Raw genomic sequence first — 20,061 nt, 5'->3', positions numbered from 1 at the left:
GCGGGCCACCCACGCGCCGGGCCCGGCGCCGGTCAGCTCGCGGTACCGGTCCCGCGGGGTCGTGCTCATGCCGCCTCCACGATCGCCACGACGCCCTGCCCGCCGGCGGCGCACAGGGAGATCAGCGCCCGGCCGCGCCCGTGCGCGGCCTTGTGCTCGGCCACCAGCTTGGCCGTGGTGGCGAGGATCCGTCCTCCGGTGGCGGCGAAGGGGTGCCCGGTCGCCAGCGAGGAGCCGGTGACGTTGAGCTTCGCGCGGTCCACCCGGCCCAGCGGCGCGTCCAGGCCGAGGACGCCCGTGCAGTAGTCGGCGTCCTCCCACGCGGCGAGGGTGGCCAGCACGGTCGAGGCGAAGGCCTCGTGGATCTCGTAGCGGTCGAAGTCGGCCAGGGTGAGGCCGTTGCGGGCCAGCAGCCGGGGGACGGCGTGCACCGGGGCCATGAGCAGGCCCTCGCCGCCGTGCACGAAGTCGACGGCCGCGACCTCGGCGTCGACGAGGTGGGCCAGCACCGGCAGGCGGCGCTGCGCCGCCCACTCGTCGCTGGCGAGGAGCACCGCCGAGGCGCCGTCGGTGAGCGGCGTGGAGTTGCCCGCGGTCATCGTCGCCTCGGCCCCCTCGACCCCGGGGGTGCGGAAGACCGGCGCCAGGCGGGCGAGCGCGTCGGTGCTGGTGTCCGGGCGGAGGGTGTCGTCGCGCACCAGTCCCAGGTAGGGGGTGACGAGGTCGTCGAAGAAGCCCCGGTCGTAGGCGGCGGCCAGGCGGTGGTGGCTGGCCGCCGCCAGCTCGTCCTGCGCCTGGCGCGTCAGCCCCCAGCGGGCCGCGGTGATCGCCGCGTGCTCCCCCATCGACAGGCCGGTGCGCGCCTCGGCGTTGCGCGGCACCTGCGGGCGCAGCTGGCCCGGGCGCAGGCCCGCGAGCGCGGCGAGGCGGGCCCGCGGCGTGCGGGCCGCGCGCAGGGCGAGCAGGACGCCGCGCAGGTCGTCGTCGAGGGCCATCGGGGCGTCGCTGGCGCTGTCCGCACCGCCGGCCACCCCGGACTCCACCTGGCCCAGGGCGATCTTGTTCGCGACGAGGACGGCGGCCTCCAGCCCGGTCGCGCAGGCCTGGGAGACGTCGTAGGTGGGCGTCGCCGGGTCGAGCGCGGTGCCCAGCACCGCCTCGCGGGTGAGGTTGAGGTTGCGGCTGTGGCGCAGCACGGCGCCGGCGGCGACCTCCCCCAGCCGCTCGCCCTGGAGGGAGAAGCGGGCGACGAGCCCGTCGAGCGCGGCGGTCAGCAGGTCCTGGCTGGACGCCGCGGCGTAGCGGCGCCCGGCGCGGGCGAAGGGCGTGCGGTTGCCACCGACGATGGCGGCGAGACGCGGGCCAGCGGCCACGGGTCCTCCTCGGGACGGGGACCGGCGGAGCGGTCCGACGGTCGAAGGCTAGCCGGTACCGGCGGTAAGCGGTACCGGGTGTAGCGGGTAACCGCCTGCCGGAGGTACGGTGCGCCGGTGACCACCTCGGCCCCGGCCCAGCGCCCGGAGGACCGGCCCCCCCAGCGGCCGGCCGACCGGCGCAGCACGCGCTGGGAGGAGCACCGCCGCGCCCGGCGCGAGGAGCTCGTCGACGCCGCCCTGCGGGCGATCACGCGGCACGGCCCCGGCGTGGGGATGGACGAGATCGCCGCCACGGCCGGCACGAGCAAGACCGTCCTCTACCGCCACTTCGCCGACAAGGAGCAGCTCTACCTCGCCGTCGCGGCGCGGGTCGACCGCCGCATCGTCGGCGAGCTGCGGCGGGCGATCAGCGCGACGTCGAGCCCGCGCGCGGCGCTGGCCGCCGCGATCTCCACGTACCTGCGCCTGGTCGAGGACGACCCGCGGGTCTACCGGTTCGTCGTCTCGCGCCCGGGCGTGGACCGCCTGGGCACCGACCCGGTGACCGGTCTGACCGCGGCGATCAGCGCCGAGCTGGCCCGCCTCATCGCCGAGCACCTGCCCACCGGCCACCACCGCGCCTCCGCGTCCGCCCCCGCCACCGGCGCGTGGGCGCACGGCCTGGTCGGCATGGTGCGCGCCGCCGCCGACCACTGGGCCTCCAGCCCCGCCCGCCCGCCGGCCGCCGTCCTGGCCGAGCAGCTCACCGACCTGGCCTGGGGCGGCCTGTCCGCCGTGATCGCCACCGACCGCACCACCGACCGCACCACGCGCACGACCCGCACGCAGCTCGAGGAGGAGCAGGGATGAGCACCACCGCCGTCACCGGACCCGTGGAGGGCCCCGCCAGCACCGACGCCACCACGGACGCCGGCGCCAGCCAGGACGACGCCCGGGCGGCGGTCGAGGTCGCCGAGGCCGCCGGAGCCGGCACGCCCGCCGCCCGCCCGGTGCGCACCCGCGCGGGCGGGGCGGTCGCCCGGCAGGCACCGGACCTGGCCGCCGACCCCGACGACCTGCGCCGGGTGATGGACGGTCGCTGGCCGCACGTGCGCGACCGGGTGCGCACCGGCGTCCCGGCCGAGTACGCCCAGCCGACGGACCACCTCAGCACCGAGGAGCACCGCCGGCTGACCACCGAGCGGATCACCGCCCTGGCCGCCGGCGGGGAGCACCTGTACGGCTTCTCCTCCAAGGTCGGCGGCCGCGACGACATCGGCGCCCAGACCACGAACTTCGAGATGCTCGGGCTCGTCGACCTGTCGCTGACGATCAAGGCCGGGGTGCAGTGGGGGCTGTTCGCCGGCTCCATCCAGGCCCTGGGCACCGAGCGCCACCACCAGCGCTACCTGCCGGGCGCCCTCGACATGAGCCTGCCCGGCTGCTTCGCGATGACCGAGACCGGCCACGGCTCCGACGTCGCCTCGCTGCGCACCACGGCGACCTACGACCCGGCCACGCAGGAGTTCGTCGTCCACACCCCCGAGCCTGGAGCGCGCAAGGACTACATCGGCAACGCCGCCCGCGACGCCCGCCTGGCCGTGGTCTTCGCCCAGCTGGAGACCCTCGGCGAGCAGCACGGCGTCCACGCGCTCCTCGTGCCGGTGCGCGACGAGGACGGGCGGCCGATGCCCGGCGTCACCCTCTCGGACTGCGGGCGCAAGGCCGGGCTCAACGGCGTCGACAACGGGCGGATCGTCTTCGACTCCGTCCGGGTGCCGCGGGAGGCCCTCCTCGACCGCTACGCCTCGGTGGCGCCCGACGGCACGTACTCCTCGCCGATGGCGAACCGCAACGCCCGCTTCTTCACCACCCTCGGCGCCCTGGTCAAGGGCCGGGTCTGCATCGGCGGCGGCGCGCTGGCCGCCAGCCGGACCGCCCTGGCGATCGCCGTCGGCTACGCCGAGCGCCGCCAGCAGTTCCCGCGCACCGGGTCCGGCGGTGAGGAGGTGACCCTGCTGGACTACCGGACCCACCAGCGCCGCCTGCTGCCGCTGCTGGCGACCACGGTCGTGCTCGGCTTCGCCCAGGACGACCTCACGGCCGAGCTGCACCGGGTGCAGAACCCGGTGCTGCTCGGGCTGGACGTCGACGGCCCGGCGCAGCGCAGGCTCGAGGCCCTGGCCGCGGGCATGAAGGCGACCACCACCTGGCACGCCACCGCCGCGATCCAGGCGGCGCGCGAGGCCTGCGGCGGCGCCGGATACCTCTCGGAGAACCGCCTGCCGCAGCTGAAGGCCGACACCGACGTCTTCACGACCTTCGAGGGCGACAACACCGTCCTCATGCAGCTGCTGGCCAAGGCGCTGCTCACCGCCTACCGCGACTCCTTCGGCGACCTCGACCGGCTGGGGATGGCGCGTGCGGCCACCGGCGCGCTGGTGGAGACCCTCGCGGCGCGCACGCAGGCCCGGGCGCTGGTCGACCGGATCACCGAGGTGGCCCCCGGGCGCGACGGCACCGAGGAGCTGCTCGACCGCTCCTGGCAGCTGCGGACCCTGGCCTGGCGCGAGCGGCGGGTGCTGGAGACCCTCGCGACGCGGATGCGGCGGGCCAAGAGGGCCGGCGCCGACGCGTTCACCATCGCCAACGACGTGCAGGACCACATGGTCCGCGCCGCCCAGGTGCACATGGCCCGGGTCGTGGCCGAGTCCTGCGCCCGCGCCGTGGACGCCGCGAGCGACCCGCGGACCGCGGCGCTGCTGAGTCGGGTGCTCGACCTGCACGTGCTCTCGGACCTGGAGACCGACCGCGCCTGGCTCCTCGAGCGCGGCGGGCTCACGCCGGCCCGCTCGAAGGCGCTCACGGGCGTGGTCAACGACCTGTGCGCCCAGCTGCGCCCGCACGCCTCGACGCTGGTCGCCGGGTTCGGCATCCCGCGCGAGTGGCTGGGGGCCGCCGTCCTGCGGTGAGCGCTCAGCGGCGGGCGGCGGCGGCCGGGCGCTGGGGCGCGGCGGAGGCGTGCCGGCGGGCGGTGAGGAACAGCCGGTGGCACGTGATCACCACGCTGAGCCACGCCAGCCCCAGCGCCCAGGCGACGAGCACGTCGGTGAGCCAGTGGTGGCCCAGGTAGACCCGGCTGAGCCCCATCGTCGCGGCGAAGGCGACGGCGAGCACGACGGTGAGGGCGCGCGCCCAGGCGCGGTGCAGCCGGCGCACCACCAGGTAGGCGACGATCCCGGCGAACGCCACGGAGTTCAGCGAGTGCCCGCTGGGGAAGGACGCGCTGTGCTCGTACGGGGGCACGGCCTCGGCCAGCGGCGGCCGGGTGCGGCCCACGGCGACCTTGCCGGCCACGGTCAGGGCGAGCGAGCCGAGCATGGTGGCGACGACCAGCACCAGCGGCGTCCAGCGCCGCCACGCCCAGGACAGGACGATCGCCGTGCCGGCGGCGAGGACCGGCATCCCGACCGTGCCGCCGACGTTCGTGTACGCCGTGACCAGGGTGTTCATCGTCGAGGACCGGGCGCCGATCGCCGTGTCCAGCGCCGGCTGGTCCAGCCCCGCCACGCCGTCGGCCTCGACCACCGCGTCGTAGACCCCGCCGGCGAGGGCGGCGAGGGCGCTCGTGACGAGCAGGCCCACCACGAGGGTGAGCGCCAGCACCTGGTGCGGAGCCAGCCACCGCCCGGCGCGCACGACGAGGCGCGCACCGAGGCGGCCGAGCGCGGTGGGCCAGGCGGTGAGGTCGCGCCGCCCGACGAAGTCGCGCTCCCGGCCCTCCTCCAGCACCCGGTCCGCGCCGCTCGCGCCGGGTCGACCGTCGGGACCGGGAGTCGTCACGGCTCCATCGTGCGGGGCCGGCCCGGATCCGGCACGAGCGGCCGGGGGCTCAGGCGATGCTGGCGACGATGATCCCGGAGACGGCGAGCTGGAAGGCCGCCATGACGAGCACCGCGGGGTGCATCCGGTGCGCCGCCCCGCCGCCGCTCTCCGTGCCGCCGCTCTCCGTGCCGCCGGTCCCCGGGCCGTGGGCCCCGCCGAGCAGGTCCCCGAGCTTGTCGGGGGTGAGCCGGTCGAGGACGACGAAGGCGACCGCCTGCAGCACCACGCCGACCAGCCCGAAGACCACGGTGTAGGCCAGCGCGGTGCCGAACCCGCTCGTGGCGTTGCGCCAGATGGCCGTGAAGACGATGAGCCCCAGCCCGAGCGCACCCGCGGCCGACACGATCGCCGCGCCGGGCTCGCCGTCGCGCCACACGCGCTGGGCGAGCTTGCCGGGCGTGAGCAGGTCGAGCACCCAGAACCCGGCGAGGAGCAGGGCGAGGCCGACCCCGGTGTAGGCGGCGGCGTAGCCGACGGCGGCGAGCATCAGGAGCTCCTCCATTCCTCGACCTGCGCCGGCAGCGGGGCCGGGCCGTCGATGTAGTGCGGCACGAAGCGCGCGAAGTGGTCGGTGATCGGGGAGTTGCTCTCGCGGATCCCGCAGCCGGCGGCCTTCCCGTCGACGACCCAGGAGCCGACGACGGCCTTGCTCCCGTCGAAGTCGGGCATCGGGACGTACTGCTGGAAGCACCAGCCCTCGGCGCCGTAGCTGCCCGGCTGCGTGAGCACGAGGTCGTCCGCCTTGATCGCGATGCTGTCGCCCTCGCGGCCGTGCAGCGGCTTGCGCACCCACTCGCGCAGCGAGCCGGGGTCGTCGAGGTAGGCGGGCAGGAGGTTCTCGTGGTCGGGGTAGAGCTGCCACAGCGCGGCGAGGAGGGCCTTGTTGCTCAGCACCACCTTCCACAGCGGCTCGACCCACACCGTCGAGCCGTCCAGGGCGTGCGCCCCGAACTCCTCGCGCAGCACGTCCTCCCACGGGTAGAGCTTGAAGAGGACGTCGATCGGCTCGTCGGAGAGCCCGACGAACCGGCGCGTGGCGGCGTCCCAGCCGATCTGCTCGACCTCCAGGCCGTAGGTGAGCCAGCCGGCCTGGATCGCCACGTCGCGCAGGTAGGCGACCGTCATCCACTCCTCGCCCGACTCCTCCGCCCCCAGGTGGGCCAGGTGCAGCGCCTCGCGGCCGGTGCGGGTGCGCACGCCGCGCCAGGCCTCGACGAGGCGCTCGTGCAGGCTGTTCCACTGGTCCCACTCCGGGGCCGTCTCCTGGAGCCAGTACCACTGCGCCACCGCGGCCTCCACGAGGCCGGTGGGGGTGTCGGCGTTGTACTCCAGCAGCTTCGCCGGCTGGTCGTCGCGGCCGTCGAAGCGCAGGTCGAAGCGCCCGTAGACCGACGGCGGGTCGGCGGCCAGCGACGCGCGCACGGCCTCCAGCGTCCCCGGGGGGAGCCCGAGGTCGCCCAGCGCGCCGGTGGCGAGGTGGTGCGCGGCCTGCACGCACATGCCGTGCAGCTCCTCGGTCACGGTCTCCAGGTGCTCGACCTCGTCCGTGCTCAGCGCGTAGGCCGCCGACTCGAACCAGTACGGCACCGACACCCCGCCGGGCAGCTCGGTCATCGGGTAGGTCAGCCCGACGGCCTCGACCTTCTCCCGCCACCCCTCGCGCGGCGAGACCCGCGAGCGCCTCACGAGCCGGCGATGCCGCGGTTGCTGCCGCCGAACCCGCCGCGGCTGACCGTGGTGACCTTCCCGCCGCTGCCGGCGGCCCGGCTCACCGACGTCGGGCTGACCCGCCCGCCGTCGGCGGCCGCGCCGCCACGGACGTACCCGCCGTCGCGGGGAGCCGAGCGCACGTAGTCCGAGCCCGAGCGGTAGCCGGTCAGCGGGGCGCCGATCGCCGGGAAGCGCGAGCCCATGAGGAAGAAGTACCAGAGGCCGACGCCGCCGAAGCCGCCCGAGCGGCCGTCGTCGTCGTCGCACTGGTCGTCGGGGATCCGCTGCTCGGTCTCGGGGTCGACGCAGATCCCCTGGTACTGGGGGTCGTCCTCGGCCGTGGAGCAGCCGGTCAGCGACGTGGCCAGCATCGAGGTCACGACCAGCGGGACTGCGAGCGACTTCTTCACGCGACTCCTCCCGCCCCGGTCCGGTGACCGGTCGCAGCACCATCCTCGCCCACATCCACGCCCACATCCACGCCGACATCCACGCCGACATCCCCGCCCACGTCCCCGCCGGGGACGAGCTCGGCGACCAGGGCGCGCAGCACCGGCTCGAGGGGGGCGTCGACGCGGACGACGGCCTCGGCGTCCCCGCGGGTGGGCCCGGCGTTGACGACCGCCACCGGCTGCCCGGCGCGGGCCGCGGCGCGCACGAAGCGGTAGCCGCTCATCACCGTCAGGGACGAGCCGAGCACGAGGAGGGCGCGCGCCGCCGCCAGGCGGTCGAAGCAGTCGGTGACGCGGGCCTTGGGCACGCTCTCGCCGAAGAAGACGACGTCGGGCTTGAGCACCCCGACCTCGCACACGGGGCAGGGCACGACCCGGAAGTCCGCCACCGCCTCCTCGGGCAGGTCCACGTCGCCGTCGGGGTTGACCCGCAGCTGCCGCGCGAGGGCCGCGGCGCGCTCGGCGAAGCCGGGGTTGGCCTCGCCCAGCCGCCGGTCGAGCTGCGCGCGGGGCAGCGAGGCGGTGCAGTCGAGGCAGACGACGCGGTCGAGGGTGCCGTGCAGCTCCACCACCCGGCCGGAGCCCGCGGCCTGGTGCAGCCCGTCGACGTTCTGGGTGATCACCGAGCCGACGAGGCCGGCGCGCTGCAGCGCCGCGAGCGCCCGGTGGGCGGCGTTGGGGCGCGCGCGGGCGATCTGCACCCAGCCGACGTAGCTGCGGGCCCAGTACCGCTGGCGCCCGGCGGGGCTGCCGACGAACTCCCCGTAGGTCATCGGGGTGTGCTGGCGCAGCGAGCCGGTGGGGCCGCGGTAGTCCGGGATGCCGGAGCCGGTGGACATCCCCGCGCCGGTCAGGGCGAGGACCCCGCCGCCGGAGACCAGGGCGGTCAGGGCGGCGAGGTCCTCGTGCACCCCGGCAGTGTCGCTGACGACGTGCTCCCCCGCGGGCTCAGACGCTCGGCTGGTGCCCGTCGTCCGCCACGTCGGGCAGCATCACCTCGGCGGCCTGGTCGGTCGGCAGCTCGGAGTTGCCGGGGTCGGCGTTCGCCCCCGGGAGCCCACCGGTCTTGCCCGCGCCCTGCTCGTGCCCGTGTTCGCTCATGACCGGTCCCTACCCCGCGGCGCCGGGGCGACTCCTGCTCGCCGCGCGGCGGGGGCAGGTGGTGGCCGCGCGGGGGCAGGCACCACGATGACCCGATGGACGCGTTCCGCCTCGGTCTCGTCGTGCACCCCACCCGGGACGTCGCGGACGCCGTCGGGCAGGTCGCCGCGTGGGCCGCCGAGCACGGGGTGGAGCTCGTCGGCGACCGGGCGGCGTCCGCGCGCCTGCCCGCCCCCGTGCGGCGGGTGGACGCCGAGGAGCTGGCCACGACCTGCGACGCCCTCGTCAGCCTCGGCGGCGACGGCACGATGCTCGGCGCGCTGCGGATGGTGGTCTCCCGCCCGGTGCCGGTGCTGGGGGCCAACCTGGGCAACCTCGGCTTCCTCGTCGAGGTCGACCCGCCCGAGCTGCCCGAGGCCCTGGCGCGCCTGGCCGCCAAGGAGTTCACCCTCGAGCCGCACCCGTGCCTGCGGATCACCGTCGACGGCAGCGAGCACGTCGCGTTCAACGACCTCGCCCTCGTGCGCACCCCGGGCACCGGGATGGTCGGGGCGAGCCTGTCCGTGGAGGGGCGCCGCTACGGCCACTACCGCGCGGACGCCGTCGTCGTCGCCACCCCCTCGGGCAGCACCGCCTACAGCTACGCCGCGGGCGGGCCGGTCGTCTCCCCCGCGGCCGACGTCCTGCTCGTGACCCCGTCAGCGCCGGCGCAGGGCGTCGCGCGGCCGCTGGTCATCGCCGGAGAGGAGCGCCTGGAGCTCGGGCTGCTGCCCGACAGCGGCGCGGTGTCCCTGGAGGTGGACGGGACCCTCGTCGGCACCCTGGCGCCCGACGGTCGCATCACCGTGCGGCGCCAGCGCGAGGCCGGGCAGGTGGTGCGCCTCGACGCCCGCGCTCACCAGGGCATCCGCACGCTCAAGCTCAGCCTGCTCGACCTCCCGCTGCTGCCCGAAGAGCTGCGCCAGCTCATCCCCGGCGACGTCAGCGCCGCGCGCGAGCGCTACCGCGGGACGCTGTGACGGCGGACGCCCCCGGCATCAGCCGGGCGCGCCGCCGAGGACGAGGTGGAGGTCCTCCAGCTGCGCCAGGGTGTGGCTGCCGACCGGGTGGCCGTCGATGAGGATCGGCTGCAGGTCGATGAGCACCAGCGAGCGGCCGTCGGCCCGGTCGATGCCGATGTTCCCGCGACCCGTGACGTCGGGGGCCAGCCCGGTCTCGGCGACCATCGCCAGGGAGCTCGTGGTGAGGGCGAGCAGCTGGCGGTCCAGCGCGGGGTACCGGGCCAGCGCCCGCTGCAGCGCCTCGCGGTCGATGCGGTGCTGCAGGGCCGGGAAGACCTCGTGGAGGTCGTCGTACTCGTAGTAGGGCTGCACGAGCTGGACCACCCGGCTCGCAGGCCGGTGCGGGTGCGGGCCGACGACCACGCTCTGGGGCGCGGCCACCGCGCCCAGGTACCGGTGCACCAGGTCGGCGCGGCTCTGCTCCCGCTGCGCCAGGAGCTGGCGCGTCTCCTCGGGCATCCTCGCGCTGGCCTTGTGGACCTTGGTGACCGTGCCGTCCCGGAGGTAGGCGATGTAGTGGCCGCCGGCTCCGGCGAACGCGGTGCCCGCAGGCAGGCGCCGACCGATGAGCGCCAGCGTGAGCGCCGGACTGATCGCCGCACCGTCGTAGACGAGCGTGGCCGCGCGCCGCGCCAGGCGCCCGCGCCGGCTGGCCTGCAGGGCGCGGAACACCGACCCGTGCTCGGCGCACGACGCCTGCGCCGCGCAGGTCTCCAGGAAGTCTCCGGCGGAGCGCCTCCTCCTCCGCAGCGCCGAGGACGAGAAGGGGACCTGGACCGCAGGCTTCGCAGCGGTGAACACCATGTGAACGGACGCTAGCAGCGCGGACGGCCGCGTGGGGGCTGCTGAAGGGGCCCGTCCACGGCGCGGCACCGCTATGACCTGCATGATCGACGGAGGGTGACGGCATGCGGGCCCGTGGTCACGAGATGGGCGCTGTGGCCGTGCCGGAGCGGTAGCGGCGCCGACCCGGGGTAGGAGCGGCGCATGAGCGAGGCTCCCACCAGCGCCCTGGTCACCGACGCACCGGTCGGCGACCTCGAGGTCGTCCACCTGTTCACCGACGGCCCGATGCCGACCGGGGTGGGCGTCTCGCGCACCGGCCGGGTCTTCGTCTGCTACCCGGAGTGGGGCGACGACGTCGCCTTCACCGTCGGCGAGCTGCGCGACGGCCAGGTGGTGGCCTACCCCGACCAGCGCTGGAACGACGCGCGCGCGCAGGACCAGGCCGACGCGCTGGTGTCGGTGCAGAGCGTCGTCGTGGACCCGGCCGACCGGCTGTGGCTGCTCGACACCGGCTCCCCGATGTTCGAGCCCACCTCCCCCGGCGGCCCGAAGCTCGTGCGGGTCGACCTGTCCACCGACACCGTCGAGCAGGTGATCACCTTCCCGGCCGACGTCGCCCTGCCCACGACGTACCTCAACGACGTGCGCTTCGACCTGCGCCGCGGCGAGGCGGGCGCGGCGTACATCACCGACTCCTCCGACTCCGGCCCCAACGGGATCATCGTCGTGGACCTCGCCACCGGGGCGAGCTGGCGGCGCCTGCACGAGCACCCCTCCACCAAGGCGGAGGTGCCGCCGGGGCTGCGGATGGTCGTGGAGGGCCAGGAGTTCACCGAGCGCGCCGAGGACGGCTCGACGTCGCCGCTGACGATGGGCGCCGACGGCATCGCGATCACCGCGGACGGCGCCCGGCTCGTCTACTGCCCCCTCGCGGCCCGCCACTGGTACAGCGTCGCCACCGACGCGCTGTGGGACGCCGACCTGCCCGAGGAGGGCGTGGCCGCGACCGTCGTCGACGAGGGCGACAAGGGGTCGGCGTCCGACGGGCTGGAGACCGACGACGCGGGCCGGCTCTACGCCACCGCCGGGGAGGTCAACGCGGTCCTGCGCCGGGGCCCGGACGGCGCCTGGGAGACGCTCGTCCACTCCCCCGCGCTGCTGTGGCCCGACACGATGAGCATCGCGTCCCACGACGGCGGCAGCTGGCTGTACGTGACGGCGAACCAGCTGCACCGCCAGGCGAAGTACCGCGGGGGCACCGACGAGCGCCGCCACCCCTACGCCCTGCTCCGGGTCGCGATCGACGCCGGCCCGGTCGCCCTCACCCGCTGAGAGAGAGTGTCAGGACGAGGGCGCTCCGGAGCACGCCCTCGTTCTGGCACTCGCAGGGCGGACGCCCGGGCGGCGCCTAGGGTGGACGCCAGCATGGAGACCGCGAGCGCCCCGCCCGAGCACCCCCGGCCCCCGGTCCCCGCGCCGGCGGTGGCCGACCTCCAGGCGCGCCTGTCAGGGGTGGGGCTGCGCGACGCCGCCCGGCTGCAGCGGCGCCTGGACGGCCTGCGCCGCACCCGCGACCCCCAGCGCCGCGAGCGCGACCTGGCCGGCCTCGCGCGGTCGGTGGAGCAGGCCGAGGCGGCGCTGGAGCGGCGGCGCGCGGCCGTGCCGGCGATCGTCTACCCCGAGCAGCTGCCGGTCAGCCAGCGCCGCGAGGAGATCGCGGCGGCGATCCGCGACCACCAGGTCGTCGTCCTGGCCGGCGAGACCGGATCGGGCAAGACCACGCAGCTGCCCAAGATCTGCCTGGAGCTGGGCCGGGGCGTGCGCGGGATGATCGGCCACACCCAGCCGCGGCGGATCGCCGCGCGCAGCGTGGCGGAGCGGGTGGCCTCCGAGCTCGGCGGCGCCGTGGGCGGGGTGGTGGGCTACGCCGTCCGCTTCACCGACCAGGTCGGCCCGGACAGCCTCGTCAAGCTCATGACCGACGGCATCCTGCTCGCGGAGATCCAGCGCGACCGCGAGCTGCGGGCCTACGACACGATCATCATCGACGAGGCCCACGAGCGGAGCCTGACGATCGACTTCCTGCTGGGCTACCTCGTCCAGCTGCTGCCCCGCCGGCCCGACCTCAAGGTCATCATCACCTCCGCGACGATCGCGACCGAGCGCTTCGCCGAGCACTTCGCCACCGACGCCGGCCCGGCGCCGGTGGTCGAGGTCTCCGGGCGCACGTTTCCCGTCGAGGTGCGCTACCGCCCCCTCGTGGAGGAGGTCGACGCGCTCGACCCCGACGACCCCGACGCCGACCCGGACGCCGACCCGGACGGCGGCCCGGTGCCGACCGGCGTCGTGCGCGACCAGACCGAGGCGGTCGTGGACGCCGTCCGCGAGCTCGCCGCCGAGGGCCCGGGCGACGTGCTCGTGTTCCTCTCCGGCGAGCGCGAGATCCGCGACACCGCCGACGCGCTCGAGCGGGAGGTGGGCGAGGGCGCGCTGCGGCACACCGAGGTGCTGCCCCTGTACGGCCGCCTGAGCGCGGCCGAGCAGCACCGGGTCTTCTCCTCGCACACCGGGCGGCGGGTGGTGCTCAGCACCAACGTGGCCGAGACCTCGCTGACCGTGCCCGGCATCCGCTACGTCGTCGACACCGGCACCGCCCGGATCAGCCGGTACTCCCTGCGCACGAAGGTCCAGCGCCTGCCGATCGAGCCGGTCAGCCAGGCGTCGGCGAACCAGCGCGCCGGGCGCTGCGGGCGCGTGGCCGAGGGCATCTGCATCCGCCTCTACAGCGAGGCCGACTACGAGGCCCGCCCCCGCTTCACCGAGCCGGAGGTGCAGCGCACCAACCTCGCCTCGGTGATCCTCCAGATGGCGTCCCTGGGCCTGGGCGAGGTGGAGGCGTTCCCCTTCCTCGACGCCCCGGACCGCCGGCAGGTGCGCGATGGCGTCGCCCTGCTGCACGAGCTCGGCGCCCTCGACCCCAGCCAGGAGGACCCCCGCAAGCGCCTGACGGAGACCGGGCGCCGGATCGCCTCGCTGCCGGTCGACCCGCGCCTGGCCCGGATGCTGCTCGAGGCCGACACCCGCGGCGTGCTGCCCGAGGTGCTCGTGGTCGTGGCCGCGCTGTCGGTGCAGGACGTGCGCGAGCGGCCGCTGGACGCCGCCGAGGCCGCCGCCGCGAGCCACCGCCGCTTCGCCGCCGAGCACTCCGACTTCGCCTCCCACCTGAACCTGTGGGCCTACCTCCAGGCCCAGGCCGCGGAGCGCTCCTCCAGCTCGTTCCGCCGGATGTGCCGCGCCGAGTACCTGCACTACCTGCGGATCCGCGAGTGGCAGGACCTCCACGCCCAGCTGCGCCGGATCGCGCGCTCGATGGGCATGGCCGTGGGCGACCGCGAGGACGGGATCCGCTCCGGCGAGGACCTCGTGCCGGTCCAGGACGCCCTGCACCAGGCCCTGCTGGCCGGTCTGCTCTCCCAGCTCGGCCTCAAGGACGCCACCGCCACCCGCCGACCGCAGGAGTTCGCCGGGGCCCGGGGCGTGCGGTTCGCCATCGCGCCCGGTTCGGTGCTGGGGAAGAAGCCGCCCGCGTGGGTGGTCGCCGGGGAGCTCGTCGAGACCTCGCGGCTGTGGGCGCGCACCGTCGCGCGGATCGACCCGCTCTGGGCCGAGGAGCTCGGCGGGCACCTCGTCAAGCGCAGCTACAGCGAGCCCCGCTGGGAGCGCCGGCGCGGCTCGGTCGTGGCCACCGAGCGGGTCACCCTCTACGGCCTGCCGCTGGTCACCGGGCGCACCGTGGGCTACGCCAAGGTCGACCCCGACCTCTCCCGCGAGCTGTTCCTCCGGCGCGCGCTGGTCGAGGGCGACTGGTCGGCCCACCACCGCTTCCTCGCCGACAACGCGGCCCTGCTGACCGAGGTCGAGGAGCTCCAGGCGCGGGCGCGGCGGCGCGACCTGCTCGTCGACGACGAGGTGCTGTTCGCGTTCTACGACGCGCGGATCCCCGCTGACGTGGTCTCGGCGCGCCACTTCGACGCGTGGTGGAAGCGCGAGCGCCGCACCCGCCCCGACCTGCTCAACCTGAGCCTCAACGACCTGGTCACGCCGGAGGCGGACGAGGTCGCCGAAGAGGCCAATCCCCTGACCTGGCAAAACGGAAGATTCACCCTCAACCTGACATACAGGTTCGAACCGGGCGCACCGGACGACGGCGCGACCGTCCACCTCCCGCTGGCGGTCCTCAACCAGATCACGACCACCGGTTTCGACTGGCAGGTGCCCGGTCTGCGCGCCGACCTGGTCACCGCGCTGCTGCGCGCGCTGCCCAAGCCGCTGCGGGTGCAGCTGGTGCCGGTGCCCGACACCGCCCGCGAGCTGGTGGACGCCCTGCCGGCCGGCCACTCCGACGACGAGGCGCTGGTCGACGTGCTGTCCCGGCTGCTGAGGGAGCGGCGCGGCGTGGTCGTGCCGCCCTCGGCGTGGGACTGGTCCAAGGTGCCACCCCACCTCCGCCTCACCTACGCCATCGAGGACGAGCGCGGCCGTGTCGTGGCCAGCGGGAAGGACCTCGACGCCCTGCGCGCCCGGCTGCAGCCGGCCCAGCGGAAGGCGGTCGCCGCGGCGGTGACGGCCACCGCCCCGGAGCTCGAGCGCCCCGCGCTCACCGGGTGGCCGGAGGACCTCGTCGTGCCCGAGACCGTCGAGCGGGTCGGGGCCGACGGCCGCCCGGTCGTGGGGCACCCGACCCTGGTCGCCGAGGCCGGGGGCCGGGTCGGGCTGCGGGTGCTGGCCACCGCGGCCGAGCAGGCCGCAGCGGGACCCGCCGGGCTGCGGGCCCTCGTGCGCCAGGCGCTGCCGTCCCCGACGAAGGCGGTGCTGGAGCAGCTGGCCACCCCCGCCCGGCTCGCGCTGGCGCGCAGCCCGCACGGCAGCGTCGACGCCCTGCTGGCCGACTGCACCGCCGCTGCCGTCGACGCGCTCGTGCAGCGGCACGCCGCTGCGCCGGTGCGCGACCGGGCCGCCTTCGACGCCCTGGTCGCCGCGGTGCGCCCGGAGCTCGTGGCGACGACCTCGGCGGTCCTCGCCGTCGTCCAGCGCGTGCTCTCCTCCGCCGCCGAGGTCGAGCGGGCCCTGGAGCGCACCACCGCCACGCTGGCGCTCCTGCCGTCCCTGGCCGACATGAAGGCCCAGCTCACCGGCCTGGTGCACCCCGGCTTCGTCGCCGAGACCGGCCAGGCCCGCCTGCCCGACGTCCAGCGGTACCTGCGCGGGATCCTCCGGCGCCTGGAGGTGCTCGACCGCGACCCCGTGCGCGACCGCGACCGCACCGGGATCGTGCAGCGCCTCGCCGCCACTTACGAGCAGACCGTCGCGTCCCTGCCGGCCCACCGCCGCTCGGGCGAGGACGTCCGCGCGGTGCGCTGGATGCTCGAGGAGCTGCGGATCAGCCTCTTCGCCCAGACCCTCGGCACCCCGACCCCGGTGTCGGAGAAGCGGATCACCGCGGCGCTGTCGGCCCTGCGCGCCTGACCTCGGCGTCCGCCGCAGCGCCCTCAGGCGTTCCCGGTGGCCACCATCGCGCCGAGCACCGCGTTGCCGACGGTCGCCAGGCGGTCGGGAGGAGCCGGGCGACCAGGGACACGGTGCCGAGGACCAGGGCCACGGTGCCGAGGACCAGGGCCACGATGCCGAGGACCAGGGCCACGATGCCGAGGACCAGGGCGGCCACGCCCGGGCCGTCGCCCGCCGAGGACGCGGGGGCTCAGGCCGCGGGGGCGGTGGGTCGCAGCACGGGCGGAGCACCCGGGCGGGCGCAGGAGGGCACCCCGGGTGCTCCGCCCTCACCGCGCGGTGAGGTCAGCGCGTGCGGCTCAGGCGGGCTCGCCGACCCCCGTGGGCTGGGCGGTCATCGTCGACCCGGTGAGGCCGCGACGCTCCAGCAGGGGCTCGATGCGCGGGCCCGCGCCGCGGAAGGCGCGGTAGGCGGTCATCGGGTCGACCGTGCCGCCGCGGGAGAGCAGCTCGCGCCGGAACGCCTCGCCGCTGGCGCGCTGGAGGCCGCCGTGCTCGGCGAACCACTCGACGGTGTCGGCGTCGAGCACCTCGCTCCACAGGTAGGAGTAGTAGCCGGCGCTGTAGCCGCCGCCGAAGACGTGGTTGAAGTACGTGCTGCGGTAGCGCGGCGGGACGAGCTCCAGCGCGATGCCGAAGCGCTCCAGCGCCTCGGCCTCGAACGCCTGCACGTCCTCCGCGGCGACCCGCTGCCCGGCGGGCAGCTGGTGCCAGGCCTGGTCCAGCAGCATCGCGGCGAGGATCTCCGTGGTGGCGAAGCCCTGGCCCCACGACTGCGCGGCCCTCAGCCGCTCCACGACGGCCGGGTCCAGCGGCTCGCCCGTCGCGTGGTGGCGGGCGTAGCGGGCCAGGACGGCGGGGTCCCAGGCCCACACCTCGTTGACCTGCGAGGGGTACTCGACGAAGTCGCGCGGCACGGTGGTGCCGGACAGGCGCGGGTAGCGGACGTCGGAGAGCAGGCCGTGCAGCGCGTGCCCGAACTCGTGGAAGGCGGTGTCGACCTCGTCGGGGGTCAGCAGCGCCGGCTCGCCGTCGGCAGGCCTGGCGATGTTGAGGTTGTTGACCACCACCGGGCGCGTGCCGAGCAGGTGGGACTGGTCGACGTAGTTGCTCATCCACGCCCCGCCCCGCTTGGAGTCGCGGGCGAAGAAGTCGCCGAGGAACAGGCCCAGGGGGCTCCCGTCGACGTCCGCGCCCGACTCCCTGACCTCCCACACCCGCACGTCGGGGTGGTAGACCGGCAGGTCGGTGCGCTCGGCGAAGGTCAGCCCGTACAGCTGCCCGGCGGCGAAGAAGATCCCCTCGGTGAGCACGGCGTCGAGCGCGAAGTAGGGCCGCAGCGCGTCGGCGTCGAGGTCGAAGCGCTGCGCCCGCACCCGCTCGCTGTAGTAGGCCCAGTCCCAGGGCTGCAGCGGCCCCTCGACGCCGTCGGCCGCCATCGCCGCGCGCAGCTCGACCTCCTCGCCGCGCGCGTTGGACACCGCCGAGGGCACCAGGGCCGTGAGCAGCTGCATGACCGTCTCCACCGAGCCCGCGGTGGAGTCGGCGATGACGTGCTCGGCGTGGCTGGCGGCCCCCAGCAGCGCCGCCCGCTCGGCGCGCAGCGCCGCGATGGCGACGACGAGCTCGCGGGTGTCGTGCTCGCCACCGCGGGCCCCGCGGGTGGTGGACGCCGTGAAGACCCGCTCGCGCAGCCCGCGGTCGCGCAGCGAGGCCAGCACGGGCTGGTCGGTCGGCAGGGCCAGGGGCAGCAGGTGCCCCTCGAGGCCGCGCGCACGGGCGGCGCCGGCCGCGGAGGCCAGCGCGCCTGCGGACAGGCCGTCGAGCTCCCCCTCGTCGAGGACGTGGACGGCCAGGTCGTTGGTCTCCTCCAGCAGGTGCGTGCCGAAGGCGGTGGTCAGCCGGGAGAGCTCCTCGTTGAGCGCGCGCAGCCGGGCCTGGTCGGCCTCGCCGAGGGCCGCGCCGGCGCGCACGTGGTCGGTGTGGTGGCGCTCGAGCACCCGCAGCTGCTCGGCGTCGAGGCCGAGCTCACCGCGCCGGGCGTGCAGGGCGTCGAGGCGGGCGAACAGCCGCGGGTCCAGGAGGATCGCGTCGGCGTGGGCCGCCAGCAGCGGAGCGACCTGCGCCTCCACCGCCCGCAGCTCCTCGCTGGAGGTCGAGCCGGTGAGGTTGAAGAACACGTTGGCCGCCCGGGCCAGCAGCTGCCCGGAGCGCTCCAGCGCCTCGACGGTGTTCTCGAAGGTCGGCTCGGCCGGGTCGGTGGCGATCGCCTCCACCTCGGCCCGCTGCTGGGCCATCCCCGCCTCGAGCGCCGGGCGGTGGTGCTCGGGGCGGATCCGGTCGAACGGCGGCAGCCGGAAGGGCAGCTCGCTCACCGTCGCGTAGGGGTTGCTCGGGTCCAGCGTCGTCGAGGAGTCCAGCACCCGCGCCACGCTAGCCGCAGCTCACCCTCCCGGCCCGGCGCCCAGCCCGGCCTCGCGGGCCCGCACGATCGCCGCCGAGCGGTCGGGCAGGGCCAGCTTGGCCAGGACGTTCGCGACGACGTTGCGCACGGTCTTGGGACTGAGCACCAGGCGCCGGCTGATGGTGGCGTTGTCGTAGCCGCGGGCGACGAGGTCGAGCACCTCCCGCTCGCGGTCGGTCAGGGTGGGGAAGACCGGCGAGCGCGCCGTCGGCGTCGCCGTGAGCTGCGCGACCGCCCGGGCGGCCACCTGGGGCCCGAGGATCACCTCGCCGTTGGCCACCGCCCGCACCGCCCGCTCCACCTCCTCCGGGCGCGCGCCCTTGAGCAGGTAGCCGCGCGCTCCCGAGCGCACCGAGGCGACGACGGACTCGTCGTCCTCGAGCATGGTCACCACGAGCACCCGCAGGCCCGGGTGGCGGCGCACGAGCTCGCGGGTGGTCTCCACCCCCGAGTCCTCGCCCAGGTGCAGGTCCATGAGGACGACGTCGACCTCCGCGTCGACCACCGCGAGCGCCTCGGCCGCGGACGCCGCCTGGCCGACGACCTCCAGGCCCTCCAGCGTGCCGAGCAGGGCGACCATGCCCAGGCGGAAGACGGGGTGGTCGTCGACGACGACGACCCGCACGCTCACCGCCGCGCTCCCGTGCCGACCGCCCCGACACCCGCGGCCGCCCCGACGCCCGCGGCGCGCCGCGGCAGCCGGGCCTCGACCCGCGCGCCTCCGGATTCCGCGGCGCCGAGGAGGAGCACCCCGCCCTGCTCCTCGGCGCGCTCGCGCATCGTCGCCGTGCCCACCCCGGCGGCAGCGCCCGGGGGCAGGCCGCGTCCGTCGTCCTCGACCACCACCCGCACCTCCGCCTCGGTCCCGACCACGGTGACGGTGCACGTCGCGGCGCCGGAGTGCCGGGCGGCGTTGGTCACCGCCTCGACGACGATGCCGTAGACCGCGGCGGCCAGCTCGGGCGCGAGCGCCCCCAGCTCCTCGGTCTCCTCGGGCTCCTCGGCGCTCCCCGTGCTCGAGCAGCGCACCGCCACGGCCAGGCCGCCGTGGCGGTGGCGCGCGGCGAGCTCCTCGAGCGCCGCGGGCAGCCCGCGCTCCTCCAGCGCGGGCGGGAGCAGGGTGCGCGAGAGCACCCGCACCTCCTCCACCCGCTCGTCGAGCTGGTCCTGCAGGGCGCGCAGCAGCTCCTGCGCCGCACCCGGGTCCGAGGCGAGCAGGTTGCGCGCGCCCTGCAGGCCCAGGCGGATGCCGGCCAGCGACGGCCCCAGCCCGTCGTGCAGCTCGCGGCGCAGCTCGCGGCGCTCCTCCAGGCGCACCGACGCCAGCCGGTCGCGGGCCCTCTCCGCCTCCTGCCCCGCGCGCACCAGCGCGACCCCGGCCGCGACCACCCCCGCGAGCTCCTCCAGCACGCGCTGGGCCCGGGCGCCGAGCGCCTCCCCCGGCGGCAGGGTCACCTCGAGGTCGCCGACGACCTGCCCGCCCCGGGTCAGCGGCACGGTGCGCACCGGTCCGCCGGGGTGGCTGCGCTCGCCCCAGGCCGCGGCCCGGACGCCGTCCAGGAGGAGGGTCACGCTCTCCAGGCGCAGCCCGGTGCCGAGGCCGGCGACGAGCCCGCTGAGCAGCTCGTCCGCGCTGCCGGCCAGGCCGAGCTGGCGGCCCAGGCTGCGCACGGCCCGGT

16 protein-coding genes are annotated in these 20,061 nt (G+C 76.1%); 5 read left to right on the top strand and 11 right to left on the bottom strand.

Annotation, left to right across the window (positions count from 1 at the left end; translation table 11 throughout):
- Window positions 1-65: 65 nt before the first annotated feature.
- Complete coding sequence (locus AC5FZL_RS08120) at window positions 66-1,373, bottom strand: acetyl-CoA C-acetyltransferase (protein WP_493618065.1); 1,308 nt, start codon at window positions 1,371-1,373, stop codon at window positions 66-68.
- A gap of 117 nt (window positions 1,374-1,490) precedes the next feature.
- Here AC5FZL_RS08120 and AC5FZL_RS08115 point away from each other — a divergent pair, with 117 nt between their 5' ends.
- On the top strand, window positions 1,491-2,225 hold the full coding sequence (locus tag AC5FZL_RS08115) for a TetR/AcrR family transcriptional regulator (RefSeq protein WP_493618064.1): 735 nt from the start codon (window positions 1,491-1,493) through the stop codon (window positions 2,223-2,225).
- 218 nt (window positions 2,226-2,443) lie between these two features.
- On the top strand, window positions 2,444-4,327 hold the full coding sequence (locus AC5FZL_RS08110) for an acyl-CoA dehydrogenase family protein (RefSeq protein ID WP_493618066.1): 1,884 nt from the start codon (window positions 2,444-2,446) through the stop codon (window positions 4,325-4,327).
- 4 nt (window positions 4,328-4,331) lie between these two features.
- Here AC5FZL_RS08110 and AC5FZL_RS08105 read toward each other — a convergent pair whose 3' ends face one another.
- Genes AC5FZL_RS08105 through AC5FZL_RS08080 form a run of 6 tightly spaced genes read right to left on the bottom strand, consistent with a single transcriptional unit; the run spans window position 4,332 to window position 8,503 of the window.
- The gene (locus AC5FZL_RS08105; protein WP_493618063.1) at window positions 4,332-5,198 is read right to left on the bottom strand and encodes a phosphatase PAP2 family protein; all 867 of its coding nucleotides are present in this window, start codon (window positions 5,196-5,198) and stop codon (window positions 4,332-4,334) included.
- Between the two features lie 49 nt (window positions 5,199-5,247).
- A complete protein-coding gene (locus tag AC5FZL_RS08100) occupies window positions 5,248-5,727 on the bottom strand; it encodes a DUF350 domain-containing protein (protein ID WP_493618062.1) in 480 nt (159 codons plus the stop codon).
- Window positions 5,727-6,926: a glutathionylspermidine synthase family protein gene (locus AC5FZL_RS08095; protein ID WP_493618061.1), complete on the bottom strand. Its 1,200-nt coding sequence runs from the start codon at window positions 6,924-6,926 to the stop codon at window positions 5,727-5,729. The genes AC5FZL_RS08100 and AC5FZL_RS08095 overlap by 1 nt, the downstream gene beginning before the upstream one ends.
- On the bottom strand, window positions 6,923-7,360 hold the full coding sequence (locus tag AC5FZL_RS08090; RefSeq protein WP_493618060.1) for a hypothetical protein: 438 nt from the start codon (window positions 7,358-7,360) through the stop codon (window positions 6,923-6,925). Before AC5FZL_RS08090 ends, AC5FZL_RS08095 begins: the two co-directional genes overlap by 4 nt.
- Complete coding sequence (locus tag AC5FZL_RS08085; protein WP_493618059.1) at window positions 7,357-8,313, bottom strand: NAD-dependent protein deacetylase; 957 nt, start codon at window positions 8,311-8,313, stop codon at window positions 7,357-7,359. The genes AC5FZL_RS08090 and AC5FZL_RS08085 overlap by 4 nt, the downstream gene beginning before the upstream one ends.
- 37 nt (window positions 8,314-8,350) lie before the next feature.
- Complete coding sequence (locus AC5FZL_RS08080) at window positions 8,351-8,503, bottom strand: hypothetical protein (protein ID WP_493618058.1); 153 nt, start codon at window positions 8,501-8,503, stop codon at window positions 8,351-8,353.
- A 95-nt stretch (window positions 8,504-8,598) separates the two neighbouring features.
- Between AC5FZL_RS08080 and AC5FZL_RS08075 the strand changes: the two genes are divergently transcribed.
- Window positions 8,599-9,522, top strand: coding sequence for an NAD(+)/NADH kinase (locus AC5FZL_RS08075; protein WP_493618057.1), 924 nt, complete (start codon window positions 8,599-8,601; stop codon window positions 9,520-9,522).
- 18 nt (window positions 9,523-9,540) lie between these two features.
- Here the strand turns inward: AC5FZL_RS08075 and AC5FZL_RS08070 are convergent, their stop codons facing one another.
- Window positions 9,541-10,368 (bottom strand): hypothetical protein, encoded by an 828-nt coding sequence (locus AC5FZL_RS08070; protein ID WP_493618056.1) that lies wholly within the window; start codon window positions 10,366-10,368, stop codon window positions 9,541-9,543.
- Between the two features lie 183 nt (window positions 10,369-10,551).
- Here AC5FZL_RS08070 and AC5FZL_RS08065 point away from each other — a divergent pair, with 183 nt between their 5' ends.
- Together AC5FZL_RS08065 and hrpA are read left to right on the top strand one after the other, a co-directional pair.
- Window positions 10,552-11,682, top strand: a complete 1,131-nt coding sequence (locus tag AC5FZL_RS08065; protein ID WP_493618055.1) for an L-dopachrome tautomerase-related protein — start codon at window positions 10,552-10,554, stop codon at window positions 11,680-11,682.
- Window positions 11,683-11,775: 93 nt separating this feature from the next.
- Window positions 11,776-15,876 (top strand): ATP-dependent RNA helicase HrpA, encoded by a 4,101-nt coding sequence (hrpA, locus tag AC5FZL_RS08060; RefSeq protein WP_493618054.1) that lies wholly within the window; start codon window positions 11,776-11,778, stop codon window positions 15,874-15,876.
- A gap of 341 nt (window positions 15,877-16,217) precedes the next feature.
- Here the strand turns inward: hrpA and AC5FZL_RS08055 are convergent, their stop codons facing one another.
- From AC5FZL_RS08055 to AC5FZL_RS08045, 3 genes are all read right to left on the bottom strand, one after another.
- On the bottom strand, window positions 16,218-18,341 hold the full coding sequence (locus AC5FZL_RS08055) for a M3 family metallopeptidase (RefSeq protein WP_493618053.1): 2,124 nt from the start codon (window positions 18,339-18,341) through the stop codon (window positions 16,218-16,220).
- Between the two features lie 21 nt (window positions 18,342-18,362).
- Window positions 18,363-19,013 (bottom strand): response regulator, encoded by a 651-nt coding sequence (locus AC5FZL_RS08050; RefSeq protein ID WP_493618052.1) that lies wholly within the window; start codon window positions 19,011-19,013, stop codon window positions 18,363-18,365.
- Window positions 19,010-20,061 (bottom strand): sensor histidine kinase (locus tag AC5FZL_RS08045; protein ID WP_493618051.1); only part of this gene is annotated, 1,052 nt, incomplete at its 5' end. The genes AC5FZL_RS08050 and AC5FZL_RS08045, both read right to left, overlap by 4 nt.

It is taken from the genome of Quadrisphaera sp. DVD1, assembly GCF_058932755.1.
The sequence above is the reverse complement of the archived record's forward strand: the minus strand, read 5'-3'. Positions and strand labels throughout refer to the sequence as shown.